This is a genomic window from Shewanella sp. 10N.286.52.B9 (assembly GCF_002873635.1).
Classification (GTDB): domain Bacteria; phylum Pseudomonadota; class Gammaproteobacteria; order Enterobacterales; family Shewanellaceae; genus Shewanella.
Window position 1 is genome coordinate 1 of record NZ_MCTY01000203.1, and the last position, 19803, is coordinate 19803.

The following is a 19803-nucleotide window of genomic DNA, read 5'->3' on the forward strand; positions in this document are numbered from 1 at the left end:
GGATTAAGTATTAATCTTCAATTAAGGTTATTATAATTACATTAATATTATTACTGGTCTAAAACAGGTGAATGTTAAACGATGCCATATACTAGTTAAAAGAGTATCAGTCGGCGTTATAGTTCATTGTAAAAGACATAGTTTAACAAACTTTATTGGCTGACAAGTGTAATAGATTTCACTGTTATTACTTGCTAATCATCTAATATATAGAGTAAAAATATTTTATACTGCTGACTTTAATATTTGCGTCAAGGCCTAACTTAGCTAAAATGTTGTGGTTATCAATTGCCATTGTTAAACCTCTGCTTATCAGCAAGGCTCCTTTGCTTTGTATCTTTGTGATACAAGTTATTATGTCTTTTGTATTAATTAATGTGTAAATCATAGGTGGGTATTACTACATGAGCACAAAATTTACACCAATTGGTGGCGAAAAACGCAGCTTACATGTGCAAGTGGCATGTGAAATGGCTCGTAGTATTATTTCTGGTGATTTGCCACAGGGTGAGATTATCCCTGGGGAAATGGACCTTTGTACTCAGTTTGGTGTCAGCCGTACCGCATTGCGAGAAGCGATTAAGCTATTGACCTCTAAAGGTTTGTTGGAGTCTAAGCCCAAAGTCGGTACCCGAGTGCGAATGCAAGAGTATTGGAATTATCTTGATTCTCAATTACTTGACTGGCTCATTGACATGGAAAAAACCGAGCATCTCTATCAAGAGTTTTTATCGCTGCGTAAAGCGATAGAGCCTGAAGCCTGTGCTTGCGCCGCCCGCAATGCCACGGTTGAGCAGCGGATGCAGTTATCCGCACTATTTCAAGAAATGGATCGAATTTCTAAAGGGTTTGACCATGAAGGTTGGGTCGATGCCGATTTAGAGTTTCATCGGTTAATCTTTATTTCGACTGGTAACAGCTTCTTTTTACCGTTTGCCAATGTGTTGACCACCATGTTTAAGAGTTTCTTCCACCATGCCTCAAAGCGTGGCACTACCTGTATTGAAGAGCATCGTTTAATTTACGAAGCGATTATGGCGGGTAATGCAGAAAAGGCTCGTCAAGCCAGTGAAGAGTTGCTAAATCAAAGTGACCAAGAATTAGAAGCGATTCAGCAGTAAGCTTTAATCGCTAAAAAAGGCCAACTTGTTACTGACAGGTTGGCCTTTTTTTGTGAGCTGTTCTATAAGTTAAAAAGTAGCAGTTTTTCGCAGAAGATTGCTGTCTGGTTAACGTTTTATTCCTCAAAATGCGTTAATATTAAATCATACAAATGCCAAGGTTTTTGACCTTGGTATCTACCCGTCGCTGATTGAGAGAAGATAATGGATGAATCGCTAATTCCTAATATTGTTGATTTTATTGGGCAAATTGACCCGTTTGATCAACTGTCAGGGGACGTTTTAAAAGATGTTGCCAGCTGCATTAGTATTACCTACCTTGGCCGTGGTGAGCAGATCCAATTCAGCGACGGTTCGAATGAAAAATATTTATATATTATTCGTACCGGCTCCATGGAGCAGCGTAAGCCTGACGGGGTGTTGCGTTCAAAAATGGGCCCTGAAGACTTATTCGGATTTACCTTTTTAGAGCCCCTAAAGAATATCCTCGATGGTTATACCGCGACCGCCATCGAAAACACCTTGCTGTATTTAATTCCTCATTCAAAACTGCTTAAACTGACCGCCCAACATCAACAGTTTAGTGAAAGTATCTCCTCAGCGGCGCAACTGCGCTTACGTTCGGCCTTAAATGTGGTGTGGTCCAATAAAGAGAAAGGCCTATTTTTAAAGAAAGTTTCTGAAGTGGCCAGTGGTCATGCTGCAGTGGTTGATATTGATATGAGCATTCAAGATGTCGCCAAAGAAATGCGTGATACCTGCCGCACCTCAACCGCAGTTATCAAAAAAGACGCTAACATTGTTGGCCTTATTACCGACCGAGATATGACCAAGCGAGTCATTGCAGATGGCCTTGATATTAGTTTGCCTATTCATACGGTAATGACTACGCCTGCTATTACCATTGGCCCTGATGATTTAATTTTAAAAGCGGCATCTTTAATGATGCAGTCGGGTATTCGCAGCTTACCTGTGGTACGTGGCAATGAAGTTTTGGGGTTACTAACCTCGTCGCACTTGGTGCAAAAACATCGGATGCAGGCGATTTTCTTAATTGAGAAAATCAAATACACCGAGACTACAGCAGGGTTGGCAGAGTTAACTTCAGAGCGGCAAGCGATTTTTGAGGCCCTAGTTGATGGCAAGGTAAGCGCCGAAATTATCGGCCAAGTGATGTCGATGATCATGGATGCCTATAATCGCCGCTTAATTCAAATGGCCGAAGAGCAATTTGGCGCACCACCTTGTGATTACAATTGGGTGGTTGCAGGCTCCCACGCCCGCAATGAAATTCATATGCTGTCAGATCAAGATAGCGCCATTATTATGGATGACAGTGCGACAGAAGAAGATAAAGTTTACTTTATTAAGCTTAGTGAATTCGTTAATCAAGGCTTGGATGGTTGCGGCTATCCCACCTGTACCGGTCATTACATGGCATCGAACCCTAAATGGTGTCAGACCTTATCTGTATGGAAACAGTTTTACCGCAAGTGGGTCAGCAATCCCCAATATGGCATGCTGATGAATGTCAGCGTATTTTTAGAGGTGCGAAGCTTACATGGCAATGCTAATTTTTCCGCTGAACTGCAGCAGCACTTACATCAATTAATTGCCCAAGATCATCAGTTTTTGCATTCGCTGGTTACTGATGCCGTTCGAGTGCAGCCACCTTTAGGGATTTTTAATAAATTGGTGGTAGAAAAAAGCGGTAATAACACTAAGGTGCTTAATATTAAAAAGTATGCCTTGAATTTAATTGTCGATTTAGCACGTATTTATGGGTTAGCTGTGGGGTGTTCAGAGTCAGGGACTCGACATCGTTTTGAGTATGCCGTGAATCAAAAGCTACTCCATGAAGATGACTTTAAAGATATTATTGAGGCCTTCTATTTTGTGACTCAAGTGCGTTATAACCATCAACTATCGGCATTGCGTCAGGGGCAAAAACCCAATAATCACATGGAGCCGAGCTCGATCAGCTCATTTGAGCGTAAACATTTAAAAGATGCTTTTAGAATTATCAGTAACCTTCAGGATGCGGCCAAGCTTCGCTTTAGTGGTAATTAAATGATAAAAAAATGGCTAAACCACTTTCACCCACTAACGCGACTCAATAAAGCCAGGCAGGATTATATTGCTGCGCATCCGCAATTACCGGATTTTTTATTGGCGTTATTAACCCAGCCGTTGCCAGAGCTTGGAGCTAAGGTCACTGAACTCACCTATTTATCGCTAGACATTGAAACCAGTGGTTTGGATGCTAAGCAAGATCATATTTTGAGTGTTGGTTACGTTACTATGCGTGGCAAGCGAATTGACTTAGCCAGTGTCGGCCATACCTATATTAAAGGTGTGGTGAGGCCAGAAACCGCGGTGATAAACCACATTATGCCGCAGATGGTTAATCGGGCGCAGAAGTTGGATATTGTGATGGAGCATCTGTTTCGGCAGATGCAGGGTAAGTTACTGTTAGTGCATGGTAAGCAAGTTGAGCAGCAGTTTATTGATCATTATTTGATGAAAAAATATCAGCTACCACCCATGCCACTGTTGTGGCTTGATACCTTAGCGATTGAAAAGTCGATGACCTTGAACAAAGCTAGTCAACAAGATGGTGATTATCGACTGATATCGATACGACAGCGTTACGGTTTACCTGAATACCATGGTCATAGTGCCTCGGTTGATGCAGTGGCTACCGCAGAGCTTTATTTGGCCTTATGCACGAAATTATTTGGCAATCAAACAGGAGAGATTAAGCAGGTCTATCGCCCTTAACGTTGTGGTTTAATCGTGGTTTAGTTAGCTGCAGGCATAAAGCGAAAAATCCCCAATATCCATATTGGGGAAAGAATACCACCGGAGTGGGAGTATGATTTTTTTATTATTATTTGAGCATGGGGATTAGGTTTTCGCTAGTTTCTGCACTAGCTTTTATATCGGATTTAAAATGATGATTTGGTCTTTCTGTTAATCTTTTAATAAGCGCTGCAACTTGCTCATTTGCAGCAACTCATTATATTCACCACAGGTATTAGTTTAGTGCAGCTACCGCTTCACGAACTAAACGGCCAATTTCATCCCATTGCTGATTATCAACTAAATTCGCTGGCACCATCCAAGTTCCACCACAGGCAACCACAGCATCAACAGCTAAGTAGTCATTGATGTTTTTTGGTGAAACGCCACCAGTAGGCATGATTGTTACTGGGTAAACAGCGGTTAATGCTTTTAGCATTGATATGCCGCCAGAAGGCTCTGCTGGGAAAAACTTAACTGTGTCTAAACCCATTTCCATTGCTTGCTCAACTAATGATGGGTTGTTTACACCAGGGATAATCGGCATACCGCGTTGCTGACAGTATTTAACCGTGCTTGGGTTAAAACCTGGGCTAACAATAAAATCCACGCCTGCATCAATAGCCGCATCTACCGTTGCTGAATTTAATACCGTGCCCGCACCAATTAACATATCAGGGTAAGCTGCGCGCATATTCTTAATGGCTTGAGCCGCTGCTGGAGTACGGAAGGTAATTTCCGCACAAGGCATACCATTTTCAACTAAAACTTGGCTGAGTTTCACCGCATCATCGGCATTTTTTATGGCAATGACCGGGATAACTTTTAGCTGTTTTAGTCTTTCGTTTAGCGTGCTCATATTGTTTCCTTTTGAATAATAACTAGCGGTAATTCGCCCAAATGGATTACCTAAAACTGTTGCAGAAAATACTTAGCGCTATGAATCAAAGGCCATTGGTATTGCTGGCATTACGCTGATATCAATGATGGCACCTTTGTGCTGGATCACTTCACTTGCTAATGCATGACCGGTAAGCGCTGACTGTTGTTGGCTTGCGCCCAGTAAACGTTGTGACAAATACCCAGCAGCAAATGAATCGCCCGCTGAGGTGGTATCAACCACAGTTTCTACTAAGGTGGCTGGCACACTAACTTGGCCGTCTTTGGTGACGATGAGGCACTCTTCTGCACCGCGCTTAATGACTACTTCGCTCATGCCTGCACTGAGGCTGCGATCGATACAGGTCGCCAGTTGCGTGTCACCAAACAAGGCTTGTTCGTCTTCAAACGTGAGTAAGCCAATATCGGTTAGGGCCAACATTTTAAGATAGCTTTCTTGGGCCTGTTGATGTGACTGCCACAATCTGGGACGGAAGTTATTATCAAAAATAATCTTGCCGCCATTGTCTTTACACTTTTGCAGGACGTCGAACAGTATTGCTCGGCTTTTAGGGGTTAAAATCGCCAAGCTAATACCTGATAAGTACAACACATCGTATTGACTGATCGTTGTTAGCAGTGTTGCTGAAGCGTGTTCTAACCAGAATTTTGCCGCGGCATCATTACGCCAGTAATGGAAGCTTCGCTCACCTTCGTCATCGACTTCGATAGCGTATAAACCGGGCAGCTTTTCAGACATAATTTGAACGTGCTGGGTATCTATGCCTTCTTGTTGCCAGCTTTTAAGCATGTTTTGGCTGAAGGGGTCTTGACCTAAGGCACTGAAGTAGCTGATGGTCATATTTTTATCTTGAGTTAATCGAGATAAATACACCGCAGTATTCAGGGTGTCACCACCGAAGCTTTGGACAAGTTCGCCATCACGTTGTTGCAGTTCAATCATGCATTCGCCAATGATACCGACCTTTAACATAGACATATCAGCTCCTATTTGGTTTTATAGAAAATCTTGACGAGCAGGATTGAACATATCAATTAAAATGCTGTCTTGCTCTAACGCGACGGCACCATGCATCACCATTTTAGGCGCAATATAAGCATCGCCAGCTTTAAGCACTTTTTTAACACCATCGATTTCAGCTTCAAAGCTGCCTGCAGCCACATAACCAATTTGATCGTGAATGTCGTGAGTATGCGGGTGGCCGATGGCACCTTTATCAAATTTTACAAATACAGCCATTAAATCAGGAGTATAACCAATTATTTTTCGGCTCAAACCATCACCTAGGTCTTCCCAAGCGGTTTTGTCGTCTTCATAAAATGCGTTCATTACAATCTCCTTTTATTGTCGATAGCAGCAAGTAAGCTATATTCATCAGGCCTTAGTGCTTGATTGAACTTTGTGGTATCGACTATTTATCTTGGCTAAAGTTGCCGCTCAATTTGTACGTTAATCGAACGCCACCTTGTTTAGTATGATCTAAGTGTACTAGTAAAATACTTTTATTTGTAATACAAATCTACCGTAACTGTGATCGGCTTCGTATTTGTTTTATATTATTTTACAGGTCATACATCTATCTGATTGATTTATCGGGTTAAAAATAAATTATGTAATTTATTCATTATTTTAATAAGCACAGTTGATAGTGAAAACTAAAACTAATAGTCAGTGATCCAAGTCTATTATTAGTTTATATATGCTGAAATTTTTGTTTATTTGTATTATTTTAGATTCAGATGAGCACTTTTAGTTTGAGGTTAATATGTCGCAAGCCATTAAAGCGGTACTTTTTGAACAGTCGGAAATCACATCAATCGCCAATGAATTAGGTAAAGATAGCCTAATGGGTAAAAGCTTAACCAAGTTAATTGAAGATACTGACGCGTTTATGGCGTTAGGGGTTGAAGTCCCTGGCCATAGTGAAGCGGGTGGTTATGCACATAATCGTCACAAACAAAACTATCAATATATTAACCAAGCAGGACGTTTGTTTCTGGTAACAGGTGAAGACAAGTACGCTCAGTATACAGCTGACCTGTTACTTGCTTATGCAGATAAGTATTTGAAGCTTGATTATCATGAGCAATTGAACACTAACCCACCGGGTCGTTTGTTTCATCAAATCCTCAATGAACATGTCTTCCTGCTTTATTCTAGCTTAGGTTATAGCTGTATTCGCCATTGGTTATCTGCTGAGCAGCAGCAAACCATTATCGATGGTTTATTCCAGCCAATGTTAGATATGTTTACTGATAAGTATGCATTCGATTTTGACCGCATCCATAACCACGGCATCTGGGCTGTAGCAGCTGTTGCCATGTGTGGTTTAGCCATTGATAAGCCTGAATATGTTGAAATGTCTATTCACGGTCTTAAAGGTGATGACATTGAAGGTGGTTATTTAGCGCAAATCAGTAAGTTGTTTGCTCCTTCTGGCTACTACATGGAAGGTCCTTACTATCATCGTTATGCCATTCGTCCACTATGTTTGTTTGCTGAGGCGATTCACCGTCACCGTCCTGAGCTAGATATCTTTAACTTTAACGGTCAAGTCATTGGTAAAACCGTTAAAGCAATGCTGGCAACAGCTTATCCAAATGGGGTATTCCCTGCATTAAATGATGCTTCACTGACCATGGATATTTGCGATGCGGGTGTGATTGTGGCGCTGAGCTTATACGCGAAACACTATGGTATTGATGATGACATCTTAGGCATGGCGCAGATTCAAGATACAGTGTGGGTTAATGCTTGTGGCCAAGCACTTTCAAGCGCTTTTGATAACAATGAAGCTGCTTTAAACCCTTGCTGGGCCAGTGTTGAGCTAAACGAAGGCCCAAATGGTGATCGTGGCGCGCAGGCATTTTTACGTATGCAAAGTAATAAAGGCGATGTGAGCCAGTTAGTGATGAACTACGGTCAACACGGCATGGGCCATGGTCACTTTGATACCTTAGGAGTGAGCTTCTTTAACAATGGCCAAGAAGTATTACGTGAATACGGCTTTGGTCGCTGGGTTAACGTGGAGCCAAAATTTGGTGGTCGTTACTTAGATGAAAACAAATCTTATGCTCGCCAAACAATTGCCCATAATGCGGTAGCGGTAGATCAAAAGTGTCAAAACAACTTTGACGTTAAATTAGCTGATAGCCGCCACGGTGAACCACACTTCTTTAGCGGTGATGATAAAGAAATTCAAGGTGTGAGTGCATTTTGTCGTGACTTCTATGAAGGGGTTGATCAGCAACGTAGCTTGCTCATGATAAACGACGAGCGTTTAGCACAACCCATCTTGGTTGATTTATACCGTTTAACCAGTGAGGTGGCGCATCAATATGACTACGCACTGCATTACGATGGTCAAATCGTGCGGACAAACTTTGATTATCAAACTCACGCCGAGTTATCGACGCTAGGTGATGATTTTGGTTATCAACATCTTTGGAATGTTGGTCAAGGTAAAGCAAAAGACACCACTTTAGTGAGCTGGTTACAAGGTAGCAGCTATTACACTTGGCTTACGGCATCAAGCGAAGAAGACGAAGTTATCTTTACTCGCAGCGGCGCCAATGACCCATCATTTAACTTACGCAGCGAGCCAGGCTTAGTATTACGTCGCAATGCAAAAGACACGCTATTTGCCAACGTACTTGAGACTCATGGTTACTTTAATGAAGCCATTGAAGCCAGTACTGAAGCCCGCGGCCAAATTACCGAGGTTAAGGTTATTGGCACCAATGAGCAGGGATCGGTCATCGAAATTATCGCTAAAGATTACTCAATCATTGTGATGGTCAGTAACCAAGTTGGCGTGACTGACGAGAGCAAAACTAGCGTGACATTTAACAATCAAGATTTCCAATGGCAGGGTTACTTTGCTGTTGAAGTAAGAGGTTAATACCATGAGTTACCAACCATTATTAATGAGCTTTGAAGAAGCTGCTGAGTTACGTACTCATCTAAATACAGACAGCTTAATGGGCCGCTCTATTGCGACTGAAGTGGCAGCTCTAGAAGCTTATCTACCTGTCGGCATTGAAATTCCTGGCCACGGTGAAGCGGGCGGTTATGAGCATAACCGCCACAAGCAAAACTACATCCACCTGGATTTAGCAGGGCGTTTATTCTTGATCACTCAAGATAAGCGCTACCTTGATTACGCTAAAACCATGTTGGTTGAGTACGCTAAGGTGTATACCAGCTTTGAGCTGAACACTAGCCGTGACTCAAACCCACCGGGGCGTATTTTCCATCAGACACTGAATGAAAACATGTGGATGCTGTATGCATCTTGTGCTTATTCGTGTATTCGTCATGAGTTAACCACTGACGAACAACAGTTAATCGAAAACGACTTATTCCGTCCTATGATTGACTTGTTTGTTGATACTTATGCCCACGATTTTGACATCGTCCATAACCATGGCCTTTGGGCTGTGGCGGGTGTGGGTATTTGTGGTTACGCCATTAACGACCAAGCCAGTGTTGATAAAGCACTTTATGGCTTAGCGGGTGACAGCGTATCAGGTGGCTTTATTGCTCAGCTTACGCAACTGTTCTCGCCAGATGGTTACTATATGGAAGGTCCGTATTATCACCGTTTCTCGCTTAGACCGATTTACTTATTTGCTGAGACTATTCAACGTCGTCAGCCTGAAATCGATATCTATAACTTAAAAGATCAAGTGATTAAAACCACCACTTACGCCGTGATGTCTACCGCGTTCCCTAATGGTGTGTTGCCAGCGCTTAATGATTCATCTAAAACCATGGACATTAAAGACGAAGGGGTACTGATTGCCACTAGCGTGTGCTTTAAGCGTTACTCCCAAGATGACAACCTTAAATCAATGGCTGTGCATCAAGATAAGGTTTGGGTACATGGTTCAGGTGCCGCATTATCTGACGGTGTAGCAAACTCTGAAAAACTCGCCGGTTTTAACTGGGGTAGTTTACAACTCACTGACGGCCCACAAGGCGAGCGCGGCGGTATTTCAATTTTACGTCATCGTGATGAAAAAGATGACGATAGCATGGCGCTACTATGGTACGGCCAACACGGTAGTGACCATAAATTGCATTCAGCATTAGATCACGGTCATTTTGATGGTTTACACCTCAGCCTGTTTAATCACGGTCAAGAAGTGACTCACGATTATGGCTTTGGCCGTTGGGTTAACGTTGAGCCAAAATTTGGCGGTCGTTACATCCCAGAAAACAAAAGCTACTGTAAGCAAACTGTTGCTCACAATACAGTTGTGGTTGATGAAACCAGTCAAAACCAAGGTGACACCGCCACTGCTGAAGCACGTTGGGGTGAACCGCACTTCTTTGTGGCAGGTGATAACAACATGCAAGCCATGAGTGCATTTGTACGTGGCTACTACCCAGGGGTTGATCAACAACGCACAGTAGTGATGTTCGAAGTTGCCGGCATTGCTAAGCCAATCGTATTGGATTTATTCCGTTTAACCAGTGACGAGCAGCATACCTATGATTATGTAATGCATCACAGCGGTCAAATTATCCGTACTGATTTTGAGTACCAAACGGCGTCTAAGCTTAAGCCTGTCGGTGAAAAATCAGGTTATCAGCACTTGTGGAACATTGCTTCAGGCAAGGTTGATCAGCAAGGCAGCTTGGTAAGCTGGTTAATGGGCAGCAGCTACTATTCAATGGTGAGCAGCGCAACCCAAGACAGTGAAGTCACTTTTGCCCGTACTGGCGCCAATGATCCTGATTTTAACTTACGCAGCGAGCCGGTAATGCTGTTACGTCAGCAAGGCAAGACGCATTTATTTGCTAACGTCTATGAAACCCATGGCTATTTCAATGAAGCGATTGAAGCGAGCACTGATGCTCGCGGTCAAGTGAGCAAGGTTGAAGTACTCACTCACACAGCTGATGCATCAGCTGTGAAACTGACGCTGGTGTCAGGCCAAGAGGTTAATGTGTTTGTATCAAACAAAGCTGATGTCAATGCAGACAGCCACACAAGCCTTGAAATTGCTGGTAAAACAGTAAGCTGGAAAGGTGAAGTGCATATTGGTTAATGGCCAATAAGGCTGCCTAATAAGCAGTCTTATTTATTACCAATCAAAAAAGCCCGAGCTAACCATGTTAGTCTCGGGCTTTTTGTCTTTAGCGGGCAGTATAAGCAGGCTTGGATAAACTATTTAGTAGACAGCTTAACCAAATTCACCGCTAACATAACCTTGAGTGCGGCTATCTACTGGGTGTTGGAATAAGGTGGCGGTATCCGCGTGTTCAACTAACTCGCCCATCCAGAAGAAGGCGGTTTTATCTGAAATCCGTTTTGCCTGATTCATTGAGTGAGTCACAATTACGATGGTGAACTTTTTACGTAGCTCGTCCATTAACTCTTCAATTTTATGGGTAGCTATCGGATCAAGCGCACTGGTTGGTTCATCCATCAAAATCACTTCAGGTTGCATAGCAATAGCACGTGCAATACACAAACGTTGCTGCTGACCGCCTGATAAACCAAGTGCTGGACTATGAAGGCGTTCTTTCACTTCATCCCATAATGCTGCACCACGCAGAGACTCCTCTACGGTTTTATCAATCACTGACTTGTCTTTTTCGCCTTGCGCTTTTAGGCCAAAGGCAACATTGTCATAAATACTCATCGGGAATGGGTTGGGTTTTTGAAATACCATCCCCACGCGCATCCGCAGTTGTTTTACATCAATGTCTGAATATATGTTTTCGCCTTCAAATAACACATCACCATCAATTTTTACCCCAGCCACTAAGTCGTTCATGCGGTTTAAGGTGCGCAATAAGGTTGATTTACCACAACCTGACGGGCCAATTAACGCCGTGACCTGTTTAGCAGGAATAGGCAATGAAATATTCTTCAGCGCTTGGTTTTCGCCGTAGAAAAGGTTGAGATTATTGACTTCAAGCTTGTTCATTTTTAAATTGCCTTAATGTGAATGTTTATCAAATCGAGCTGCGATAATTTTGGTGGCTAGATTGAGTACTAGCACTAATACAATCAAGATGGTGGCTGTGGCATAGGCCTGATCCCACTCATGTTGAGTAAATAATTCTTGGGTGAGTTTATATAAATGCACGGTTAAGGTGCGGCCAGAATCTAATACTGATTCAGGAATTTGTGTCACCATGCCTGCGGTTAAAAATACCGGTGCCGACTCACCAATAACGCGGCCTGTACTCAAAATAATTGAGGTCACAATACCCGGTAATGCGTTAGGTAAAATGAGGCGCCAAATGGTATAAATCTTTGAACTGCCCAGTGCATAACCCCCTTCACGGTAGCTCATAGGTACCGCCATTAACGCTTCTTCAGTGGTGCGGATTATCACAGGTAAAATCAGCATTGATAGTGTCAGCGCGCCAGCAAGGATAGAGAACCCAAGGCCGAGTACTGTCACAAAGAAGGTCATACCAAACAGACCGTAAACAATCGATGGTATACCGGCTAATGATTCAATACAAAAACGGATCACTTCAACCAATTTACTGCCAGGTTTGGCGTATTCGGTTAAGTAAATAGCAGTCATAATCCCCAGTGGCGCTGCGATACCCAGTGACAATCCAACCATATAAACGGTTGATACAATCATCGCCAAAATACCTGATGCTTCGCCAATGCGAGTGTAGCTACTGGTAATAAACTCCCAACTGACATGGCTTAAGCCGTTAGATAAAATGTGCCATACGACCCAAAGTAAAAATATGATGGTGAGCGCTGCTGATGCCCAAACGCCTGCCAGTGCAGCCTTGTCTTTAAGGACTCGGGATTGCTTGTTTGATACTTGAGTCATTATGCATGCCCTCTTTTACGGTTTAGATAAAGTAGTCCAGCATTTAAACAAACGATAAAGGCCAGTAATACAATGCCTGTAGCGTATAAAGCACTTGAGTGGATGCCGGTTGCATAAGACATTTCCATAGCGATGTTAGCCGTTAATGAACGTGCAGGTTCAAGTAGTGAACCTGGCATAGCAGGAGCATTACCCATCACCATGATAATGGCCATGGTTTCACCAATGGCGCGGGCGACACCTAAAGCCACACCGGTATAAATTCCACTTTTAGCTGCAGGAATTAACACATTAAAAATACTGTAAATGTGCGATGCCCCTAAGGCTAAAGCACCTTCTTTGTAAGTCGGGGTGAGTGCTCTTAACGATGTTTCTGAAATCGTAATAACGGTTGGCAAAATCATAATCGCCAACACGATAATCCCCGCTAATAGAGTGTTACCTGCAGGAATATTAAAAATGCTTTCAATAGCTGGCACGATAACAATCAAACCGAAAAAGCCATAAACCACCGACGGAATACCCGCTAATAGCTCAACAGCAGGTCTAACAATGTTGGCGAGCCACTTTGGGGCAATTTCCGCTAAGAAGACTGCGGTTAATATTGCGACTGGTACGCCAATCATTACCGCGCCCATGGTTGAAGCAAGCGAGGCGACAATCATGGCGGCGATACCGTAAAGCGCAGGTGGTAGCCATTCTTTACCAAAAATGAGGTTTAACACTCCCGCTTCTTTAAATGCGGGTAATCCTTCATAGAAAACGAACCAGCCAATAGTGATGACCGATACCACGCCGACCATGGCGCTGAGAAAAAATAACCCGTGAAAGAGTAGTTCTACCCAATCAATTTTCTTGGCAGGAGACAGTGACACCTTTGTCGTCATGTCTATTTTGCTAGCCGTTTCCATGTTACAACCTCTATATAAACAAAAAGCAGCATAAGAAGGTCTAGGCCTTCTTATGCCATGCATTCAATCAGTAATTACTGAACGCGGATGTAGCCTTCTTCTGCAACGATACCTTGACCGTCTGCAGACATAATGAATTCAATAAATGATTTTGCTGTTGCTGGTGCGTCTTCATTTATTAACGCAATGAAAGGGCGGGCAATTTGATAGTCGCCAGCAGCAATGTTGCTATCGGTAGCTGCAACACCATTGACCGATAAAGCATTAAGTGAGTCATCAACACTACCGAGCGAGATATAACCAATAGCGTATGGGTTGTTAGCAACGATGGTTTTAATCATGCCGTTACCGTTACCGACTTGAGCTGAAGGAGTAATAGCAGTTACTGTGTGGCCATTAACTTTACGTTGTAGCTGCATGATTTCTTCAAATGCGCCACGAGTACCGGAACCATTTTCGCGAGTAACAACAACGATTGGACGTGCTTCGCCGCCAACTTCGCTCCAGTTTTTGATTTCGCCACGGTAGATTTTAGAAATTTGTTCTTGAGTCAGATCTTTAACTGGGTTTGCTTTATTTACTGCAGCAGCAATACCATCACGAGCGATAACGATTTCTTTTGTTTTTGGCGTTAATTCATTTGGTTTGATATTACGAGATGACATACCAATCATACTGGTGCCATCTTTAGCGGCGCGAATACCTGCTGATGAGCCGGTGCCCTGTACTTCAACATTTTTGTTTGTCGTATTTTGATAATTCTCTGCCAGCACTTCCATAACGTGGGCAACAGAGGTTGAACCAGACACTGTAACTGTACCAGCTTGAACAAGAGGTGCTGCCATTAAACCAACAGCTGTTAGTAAACCAATCACTTTTTTCATCACAAGTTCCACTTAATATAGGTAGTTCGTTTAATCCATTTGGATATCAACATTAGGGCGCTTCTCTTTTAAGGTTCGATTTGAAGCGAGTGCATTAAGACAGATCAATATGACAGTTAAGTTACAGTCAAAAGCGAGCAAATTAATTTGGATTAATTGTGGTTAGGTTGTTGTTTTGTTGGTGTTAATTGGTTGTTATCAATAACGGGTGGTCGAGTGAGGCATTTTGGAAGTTGGCTTTTAATTTCTTAAATTTGCAGGCTTTATGTGGATATAGTTGTAGTGGGTGCTTGGGTGCGTTCGGCGCTTGCCAGCTAGTTGTTTTGCTGTGTTAAGCTAATTGTGAATTAAGTTTATTTTAACCTTGTGTCGATATTTGGGTTTTTCTTTATGCAGTGGTTATTAACATTTGGGCTAATATGAAAGTTTTATGACAATCAATTAAGGCGCTAAAATAATATACAATTAGTAAGCTAAACCGCCGTTTGAGTGGGGTTAAGTCATCGCAATGTACACTGCAACATCGTCTTTTTACCTTTTCATTGCCAAGTTTACGAGCAACTAAGATATGCACACCGCATGCAACGCCCACTCTTACAGCAGAGTGCATCGACATTATTCACACTATATAAGGTAAATGTATGACAACAGAAATGGTCATGATTGGCATCTCAGTACTCATTGTTATTGGCATTTTATTGCACCATCCATCTCGCACCTTAGGCATACCTTCGTTGCTGATATTTATGGGGGTCGGTTTATCCTTGGGTAATGGTGAGTTTAATTTCGTGTATGACAATCTCGACCAAACTGCATGGATAGGGGGGTTGGCACTTAATGTGATTGTATTTGTCGGTGGCTTAAATACCTCCACCGATAAAATTAAAGTGGCCTATAAAGAAGGCGGAGTATTAGCGTCATTTGGGGTGATATTTACCACACTCATCTTTGCGGCAATTCTTTATGGACTGCTGGATTTTAATCTAATCACCTGCTTGTTATTTGCCGCTATCGTATCTTCAACTGATGCGGCGGCAGTATTTTCAATTTTAGAGTCTAAAAAGCTTAAGTTAAAAGAGCAAACCGATACTGTGCTGGAGTTCGAGTCAGCCACCAATGACCCTGTGGCAATGCTAATGGTGATTGTATTAACCGATATGACACTGGCTTCTCATCAAGCGGTTGCTATTTCAACCTTATCACTGCACCTAGCGAGCCAGATTTTGGTTGCCATTGTGGTGGGCTTCTTAATTGGTAAATTAGCAGTATTACTGCTTAATCGAATTAGTTTGGCTGAATTCGGGCTTATTCCGGTATTTGTGTTAGCGAGCTTTATTATTGCTACTTATAGCGCCGAGATGCTTGGCGGTAATATTTTACTGGCGTCTTATATTGCTGGTGTGGTGATAGGTAATGGCATTAAGCGCGGCCAACTGGTTAATTTACACTTTTTTAATAGTTTATCTTGGTTGGCGCAGGCGTTGATGTTTATCGTGCTCGGACTGCAGATATTCCCGCAGACATTAATGAACGTCTTTTGGATTTCTATTATTCCGGGGCTATTACTTATCTTGGTCGCGAGACCGTTAGCGGTGCAGTTATGTTACTTGCCGTTTGTGAAGGCCAGCTGGAAAAAGCGTTTATTTATTTCAATGATAGGCCTAAAAGGGGCAACTCCGATTGTGTTTGCCTTAATACCAGCAGCGGCAGGCGTACCAGGTGCGATAGAAATCGTCCACATGGTATTCTTTTTTGTATTGATGTCTGTGTTTATTCAGGGCGGCGCTATTGCACCCTTGGCCAATAAACTTGGGTTAGAGCAAAAAGAGCAGCATAAAGCAGAGTGATCGATCAGATCATTTGATACTGTAATTGGCTAAGCCATTATAAATGGGGGTTAAGCTGCGCTGAGTTGTTGCAAGGTATCTTCAGCTTTAGCTTGCTCAATGCGTTTCCAGACTTTCTCATGAAAATAGAATACTACGGTATTTACAGCAGGTTCTAATAGTGCGATAGCGCCGCCGATAACAATACTGCCTGTTAATAGATAAGTGACAGTAAAAGCGACACAGAAATGTAAGATGGCGAAAGTGATTGTTTTTTTCATGATAAATGACCTGTTTTATTAACTTGATGCAAATGATAATTGTTATCATCTAGGTTGTAAAGGTCAGTTTATCGATAGGCGTTATTTGATTTTTCAATTAAGCCGACCGAGAAATGGTCGGCTTAATTTGCTGCTATTACTATGAGTGGCTGACATCTTCTAAGTTAACGATAGTAAGCAACAGTAAGCAACAGTAAGCAACAGCAAGTATTAGTAATGCCAAGGGAACTTAGAAAAGTCTTGGTCGCGCTTTTCTAAAAATGCATCACGGCCTTCTTGCGCTTCGTCTGTGCCATAAGCTAAACGAGTGGCTTCACCAGCAAATAATTGCTGCCCAACCAAACCATCATCTGGCAAGTTAAAGCCATATTTGAGCATACGCATCGCGGTTGGGGATTTACTGTTGATTTCTTTCGCCCAGCTTAATGCTTCAGTTTCAAGTTCAGCATGGGGGATAGAGCGGTTAACCATGCCCATATCAAACGCTTCATCAGCGGTATAATTAAAGCCAAGGAAGAAAATCTCACGAGCACGTTTTTGGCCGATCATTTTCGCTAAATAAGCACTACCATAGCCTGAGTCAAAACTGCCTACATCAGGATCCGTTTGCTTAAATACCGCATGTTCTTTAGAAGCTAAGGTGAGGTCGCACACAACATGTAAGCTATGGCCGCCGCCAACAGCCCAGCCAGGTACTACAGCAATAACCACTTTAGGCATAAAGCGGATAAGGCGTTGTACTTCTAATATGTGCAAGCGGCCCATGCGTGCCACATCAGGTTTACCTTCTTCTGCGCCTTCATATTTATAGCCATCTTTACCTCGGATACGCTGATCGCCACCGGCGCAAAAAGAGTGCTGACCTTTTGCTGATGGGCCGTTACCTGTAATTAATACACAGCCGACATCAGACCATTGGCGGGCATGATCTAACGCAGTGTAGAGTTCATCAACGGTTTTTGGGCGGAATGAATTAAGACAGTCGGGGCGGTTAATCGCGATACGCACCGTACCTTGATCTTTTGCGCGATGATAAGTGATGTCTTCAAAATCGAAGTCAGTTACAGTGTCCCAAAGTGTTGGGTCGAATATGTCGGAAACCTGCTGAGTCATTTTTTGCTAGCCTTTTTCAATAGATTATCCAAAGGCTAGGCTGAAATAATTCTCAGGTCAATTGACATAGGGCAGGAAAGCCAAAAATTATATTTTATCGCAGATAAATTGCAGGTTTTGTTTACTAATAGCAGGATGTGTCAGCCCAAAACCGCAATACTCATCTTTAAATGCACTCACAGACTCATTGTCAGTAAACACGCTTTTCAGTTCAGTGAGTTCTTTAGCTGTCAGTCTTTCAATCACCTCACTGGGAATGGTGGGGATGATATCTTCCTTTCTGGTGATCTTAGTGCCCGTCATTGATTTTAGTTTTTTTTCTGTATCGTTGAATACCGACTCAACTGCAGCAATAGGTTCATCTAATTTGTCGGTTTCGGTGGCAAAGTAGTAAATAACGCCGCCAATCAGTGCTATAAGGATCCAGCCTCTCATCTTTTAGTCCAATTAAAGTGAATAAGTTTAAACAATGCGAGTATAATACACTCAATTAACACTCTATAAACGAGTGCGTAGCAGTTACAGGCTATTTTTATCTAAATTAATAACGTTTTCTGTAACCTAAACAGAATTTGCCCCTTTTTTGAGTAGTAAGGCATCAAGATGACACAAGAATCTCAAACTAAAGATTACGCTAAGCAAACCCGGATCAAGATTCATCAACCCGACGCCAGTAAAGCGGATCGCTTTAATCCGAGTAACAGTATCTATGTCCGTGCTGTCACAGGACTGTGGACCACGGTAAGACGCCGTATTGGCTGGGCGACTTTATCTTTCTTTCTTATCCTGCCTTGGTTGCCTTGGGGTGATAGACAAGCCGTGTGGTTTAATTTGGGTGAACAGAAGTTCCACATCTTTAATCTCACTATTTGGCCGCAAGATTTAACCCTATTGGCAGCACTCTTTACTATTGCCGCATTTGGACTGTTTTTTGTTACCACCTATCTCGGGCGAGTTTGGTGTGGCTACACTTGTCCGCAAACCGTGTGGACATTTATCTTTATCTGGTTAGAAGAGAAGTTTGAAGGTGCGCGAAATAAACGTATCAAGCTAGATCAGATGCCCTGGAGCTTTAATAAGCTATGGCGTAAAACAGCCAAACACACTTCTTGGTTACTCATATCATTACTTACAGCGATGACCTTTGTGTCGTACTATGTGCCAAGCCGTGAAGTCTATATTGATGTATTTACCCTTAATGCCGATATTGGCATTTATTTCTGGGTAGTATTTTTTACCTTAGCAACCTACGGTAATGCTGGCTGGATGCGTGAGATCATGTGTATTCATATGTGCCCTTATGCGCGCTTCCAAGCAGCCATGTTTGATAAGAACACTTATATAGTCGGTTATGACGCAAAACGTGGTGAAACCCGTGGCCCACGTTCACGCAAAGCAGACCCTAAAGAAATGGGCTTAGGTGATTGTATTGACTGTGACCTATGTGTCCAAGTTTGCCCTACCGGTATTGATATTCGTAATGGGCTGCAATATGAGTGTATTAACTGCGGCGCCTGTATTGATGCCTGCGATACCACAATGGAGCGAATGGGTTATGACAAGGGACTTATCAGCTACACCACCGAAAATAAATTAGAAAACGTTAAAGAAAGCATCATAAGACCGAAATTGGTGGGTTATGGTGTGGCGTTAACAGTCATGATCTTAGTGTTTATCTATGCCAGCGCCACAATTGCCCCTGTGCGAATGGATGTTATCCGAGACCGAAATGCTTTATATAGAATAACCAACGATGGCTTAGTGCAGAACACCTATACCTTAAAGCTACTTAATAAAACTGAGCAAGCACAGCAATATGCACTTTCGATGGATGGTATTGAAGGATATGAATGGAGCGGTCCACAAACCGTATCAGTGCAAGCGGGTGAAGTGCTCACCTTACCTATTAGTATTGCTGTCGATCCAGGGGTGTTAGAGCGAACCGTGACTAAAATTAACTTAATCGTAGCCGCGACCATTGATGATAAGGCCGTTGTCATCAAACAAGAATCAAGATTCTTTGGTGAGTAAAGCCTGATATAGCGCCTTAAAAGGGACGGTTAGTCCCTTTTTTGTGCGTTTCGTTTAAAATAGCAACGAACAAGCCATTTTCTATCGTTTTCTTCATAAAAGCCCTTGCGCTAAAT

Annotated in this window: 17 protein-coding genes; 7 read left to right on the forward strand and 10 right to left on the reverse strand. The window is 42.6% G+C overall.

Going from position 1 to position 19803, the window contains the following annotated elements:
• The first annotated feature begins 404 nt into the window (after nt 1-404).
• From BCU91_RS16240 to BCU91_RS16250, 3 genes are all read left to right on the forward strand, one after another.
• On the forward strand, nt 405-1121 hold the full coding sequence (locus BCU91_RS16240; protein ID WP_076541842.1) for a FadR/GntR family transcriptional regulator: 717 nt from the start codon (nt 405-407) through the stop codon (nt 1119-1121).
• Nucleotides 1122-1325: 204 nt separating this feature from the next.
• Nucleotides 1326-3191: a DUF294 nucleotidyltransferase-like domain-containing protein gene (locus tag BCU91_RS16245; protein ID WP_102475846.1), complete on the forward strand. Its 1866-nt coding sequence runs from the start codon at nt 1326-1328 to the stop codon at nt 3189-3191.
• The gene (locus BCU91_RS16250) at nt 3192-3902 is read left to right on the forward strand and encodes a 3'-5' exonuclease (RefSeq protein WP_102437249.1); all 711 of its coding nucleotides are present in this window, start codon (nt 3192-3194) and stop codon (nt 3900-3902) included. It begins immediately after the preceding gene.
• A 256-nt stretch (nt 3903-4158) separates the two neighbouring features.
• Here BCU91_RS16250 and BCU91_RS16255 read toward each other — a convergent pair whose 3' ends face one another.
• From BCU91_RS16255 to BCU91_RS16265, 3 genes are all read right to left on the reverse strand, one after another.
• Complete coding sequence (locus BCU91_RS16255) at nt 4159-4782, reverse strand: bifunctional 4-hydroxy-2-oxoglutarate aldolase/2-dehydro-3-deoxy-phosphogluconate aldolase (RefSeq protein WP_102437247.1); 624 nt, start codon at nt 4780-4782, stop codon at nt 4159-4161.
• Nucleotides 4783-4860: 78 nt separating this feature from the next.
• Entirely contained in the window at nt 4861-5802 is a 942-nt protein-coding gene (locus BCU91_RS16260; protein WP_102437245.1) for a sugar kinase, read from the reverse strand.
• 18 nt (nt 5803-5820) lie between these two features.
• Nucleotides 5821-6153, reverse strand: coding sequence for a cupin domain-containing protein (locus tag BCU91_RS16265; protein WP_102437243.1), 333 nt, complete (start codon nt 6151-6153; stop codon nt 5821-5823).
• Between the two features lie 436 nt (nt 6154-6589).
• Here BCU91_RS16265 and BCU91_RS16270 point away from each other — a divergent pair, with 436 nt between their 5' ends.
• Nucleotides 6590-8725, forward strand: coding sequence for a heparinase II/III family protein (locus BCU91_RS16270; RefSeq protein ID WP_102439905.1), 2136 nt, complete (start codon nt 6590-6592; stop codon nt 8723-8725).
• A gap of 4 nt (nt 8726-8729) precedes the next feature.
• The gene (locus BCU91_RS16275; protein WP_102531918.1) at nt 8730-10880 is read left to right on the forward strand and encodes a heparinase II/III family protein; all 2151 of its coding nucleotides are present in this window, start codon (nt 8730-8732) and stop codon (nt 10878-10880) included.
• A gap of 135 nt (nt 10881-11015) precedes the next feature.
• On the opposite strand, the gene pstB is transcribed toward BCU91_RS16275, so the two are convergent.
• The 4 genes from pstB to BCU91_RS16295 form a co-directional block, all read right to left on the reverse strand.
• Entirely contained in the window at nt 11016-11765 is a 750-nt protein-coding gene (gene pstB / locus BCU91_RS16280) for a phosphate ABC transporter ATP-binding protein PstB (RefSeq protein WP_102439903.1), read from the reverse strand.
• Nucleotides 11766-11777: 12 nt separating this feature from the next.
• Nucleotides 11778-12641, reverse strand: coding sequence for a phosphate ABC transporter permease PstA (pstA, locus tag BCU91_RS16285; protein WP_102531919.1), 864 nt, complete (start codon nt 12639-12641; stop codon nt 11778-11780).
• The gene (gene pstC / locus BCU91_RS16290) at nt 12641-13552 is read right to left on the reverse strand and encodes a phosphate ABC transporter permease subunit PstC (protein WP_076541861.1); all 912 of its coding nucleotides are present in this window, start codon (nt 13550-13552) and stop codon (nt 12641-12643) included. Before pstC ends, pstA begins: the two co-directional genes overlap by 1 nt.
• A 74-nt stretch (nt 13553-13626) precedes the next feature.
• Nucleotides 13627-14436: a phosphate ABC transporter substrate-binding protein gene (locus BCU91_RS16295; RefSeq protein WP_102475840.1), complete on the reverse strand. Its 810-nt coding sequence runs from the start codon at nt 14434-14436 to the stop codon at nt 13627-13629.
• A 641-nt stretch (nt 14437-15077) separates the two neighbouring features.
• Here BCU91_RS16295 and BCU91_RS16300 point away from each other — a divergent pair.
• On the forward strand, nt 15078-16283 hold the full coding sequence (locus BCU91_RS16300) for a potassium/proton antiporter (protein ID WP_102475839.1): 1206 nt from the start codon (nt 15078-15080) through the stop codon (nt 16281-16283).
• 50 nt (nt 16284-16333) lie between these two features.
• Here BCU91_RS16300 and BCU91_RS16305 read toward each other — a convergent pair whose 3' ends face one another.
• The 3 genes from BCU91_RS16305 to BCU91_RS16315 all read right to left on the reverse strand — a co-directional run bounded on the left by BCU91_RS16305 (nt 16334) and on the right by BCU91_RS16315 (nt 18091).
• Entirely contained in the window at nt 16334-16543 is a 210-nt protein-coding gene (locus BCU91_RS16305) for a DUF2061 domain-containing protein (RefSeq protein ID WP_102439900.1), read from the reverse strand.
• Nucleotides 16544-16753: 210 nt separating this feature from the next.
• Nucleotides 16754-17656: a 1,4-dihydroxy-2-naphthoyl-CoA synthase gene (locus BCU91_RS16310; RefSeq protein ID WP_102520252.1), complete on the reverse strand. Its 903-nt coding sequence runs from the start codon at nt 17654-17656 to the stop codon at nt 16754-16756.
• Nucleotides 17657-17743: 87 nt separating this feature from the next.
• Nucleotides 17744-18091: a hypothetical protein gene (locus BCU91_RS16315; RefSeq protein WP_102475837.1), complete on the reverse strand. Its 348-nt coding sequence runs from the start codon at nt 18089-18091 to the stop codon at nt 17744-17746.
• 168 nt (nt 18092-18259) lie between these two features.
• Between BCU91_RS16315 and ccoG the strand changes: the two genes are divergently transcribed.
• Nucleotides 18260-19687, forward strand: a complete 1428-nt coding sequence (gene ccoG, locus BCU91_RS16320) for a cytochrome c oxidase accessory protein CcoG (protein WP_102531920.1) — start codon at nt 18260-18262, stop codon at nt 19685-19687.
• The last annotated feature ends 116 nt before the right edge of the window (nt 19688-19803 follow it).

Excerpts from the sequence above, each read along its gene's own strand:
- BCU91_RS16240 (WP_076541842.1), top strand. The coding sequence starts at position 405 with ATGAGCACAAAATTTACACCAATTGGTGGCGAAAAACGCAGCTTACAT.
- BCU91_RS16245 (WP_102475846.1), top strand. The coding sequence starts at position 1,326 with ATGGATGAATCGCTAATTCCTAATATTGTTGATTTTATTGGGCAAATT.
- BCU91_RS16250 (WP_102437249.1), top strand. The coding sequence starts at position 3,192 with ATGATAAAAAAATGGCTAAACCACTTTCACCCACTAACGCGACTCAAT.
- BCU91_RS16255 (WP_102437247.1), bottom strand. The coding sequence starts at position 4,782 with ATGAGCACGCTAAACGAAAGACTAAAACAGCTAAAAGTTATCCCGGTC.
- BCU91_RS16260 (WP_102437245.1), bottom strand. The coding sequence starts at position 5,802 with ATGTCTATGTTAAAGGTCGGTATCATTGGCGAATGCATGATTGAACTG.
- BCU91_RS16265 (WP_102437243.1), bottom strand. The coding sequence starts at position 6,153 with ATGAACGCATTTTATGAAGACGACAAAACCGCTTGGGAAGACCTAGGT.
- BCU91_RS16270 (WP_102439905.1), top strand. The coding sequence starts at position 6,590 with ATGTCGCAAGCCATTAAAGCGGTACTTTTTGAACAGTCGGAAATCACA.
- BCU91_RS16275 (WP_102531918.1), top strand. The coding sequence starts at position 8,730 with ATGAGTTACCAACCATTATTAATGAGCTTTGAAGAAGCTGCTGAGTTA.
- pstB (WP_102439903.1), bottom strand. The coding sequence starts at position 11,765 with ATGAACAAGCTTGAAGTCAATAATCTCAACCTTTTCTACGGCGAAAAC.
- pstA (WP_102531919.1), bottom strand. The coding sequence starts at position 12,641 with ATGACTCAAGTATCAAACAAGCAATCCCGAGTCCTTAAAGACAAGGCT.
- pstC (WP_076541861.1), bottom strand. The coding sequence starts at position 13,552 with ATGGAAACGGCTAGCAAAATAGACATGACGACAAAGGTGTCACTGTCT.
- BCU91_RS16295 (WP_102475840.1), bottom strand. The coding sequence starts at position 14,436 with ATGAAAAAAGTGATTGGTTTACTAACAGCTGTTGGTTTAATGGCAGCA.
- BCU91_RS16300 (WP_102475839.1), top strand. The coding sequence starts at position 15,078 with ATGACAACAGAAATGGTCATGATTGGCATCTCAGTACTCATTGTTATT.
- BCU91_RS16305 (WP_102439900.1), bottom strand. The coding sequence starts at position 16,543 with ATGAAAAAAACAATCACTTTCGCCATCTTACATTTCTGTGTCGCTTTT.
- BCU91_RS16310 (WP_102520252.1), bottom strand. The coding sequence starts at position 17,656 with ATGACTCAGCAGGTTTCCGACATATTCGACCCAACACTTTGGGACACT.
- BCU91_RS16315 (WP_102475837.1), bottom strand. The coding sequence starts at position 18,091 with ATGAGAGGCTGGATCCTTATAGCACTGATTGGCGGCGTTATTTACTAC.
- ccoG (WP_102531920.1), top strand. The coding sequence starts at position 18,260 with ATGACACAAGAATCTCAAACTAAAGATTACGCTAAGCAAACCCGGATC.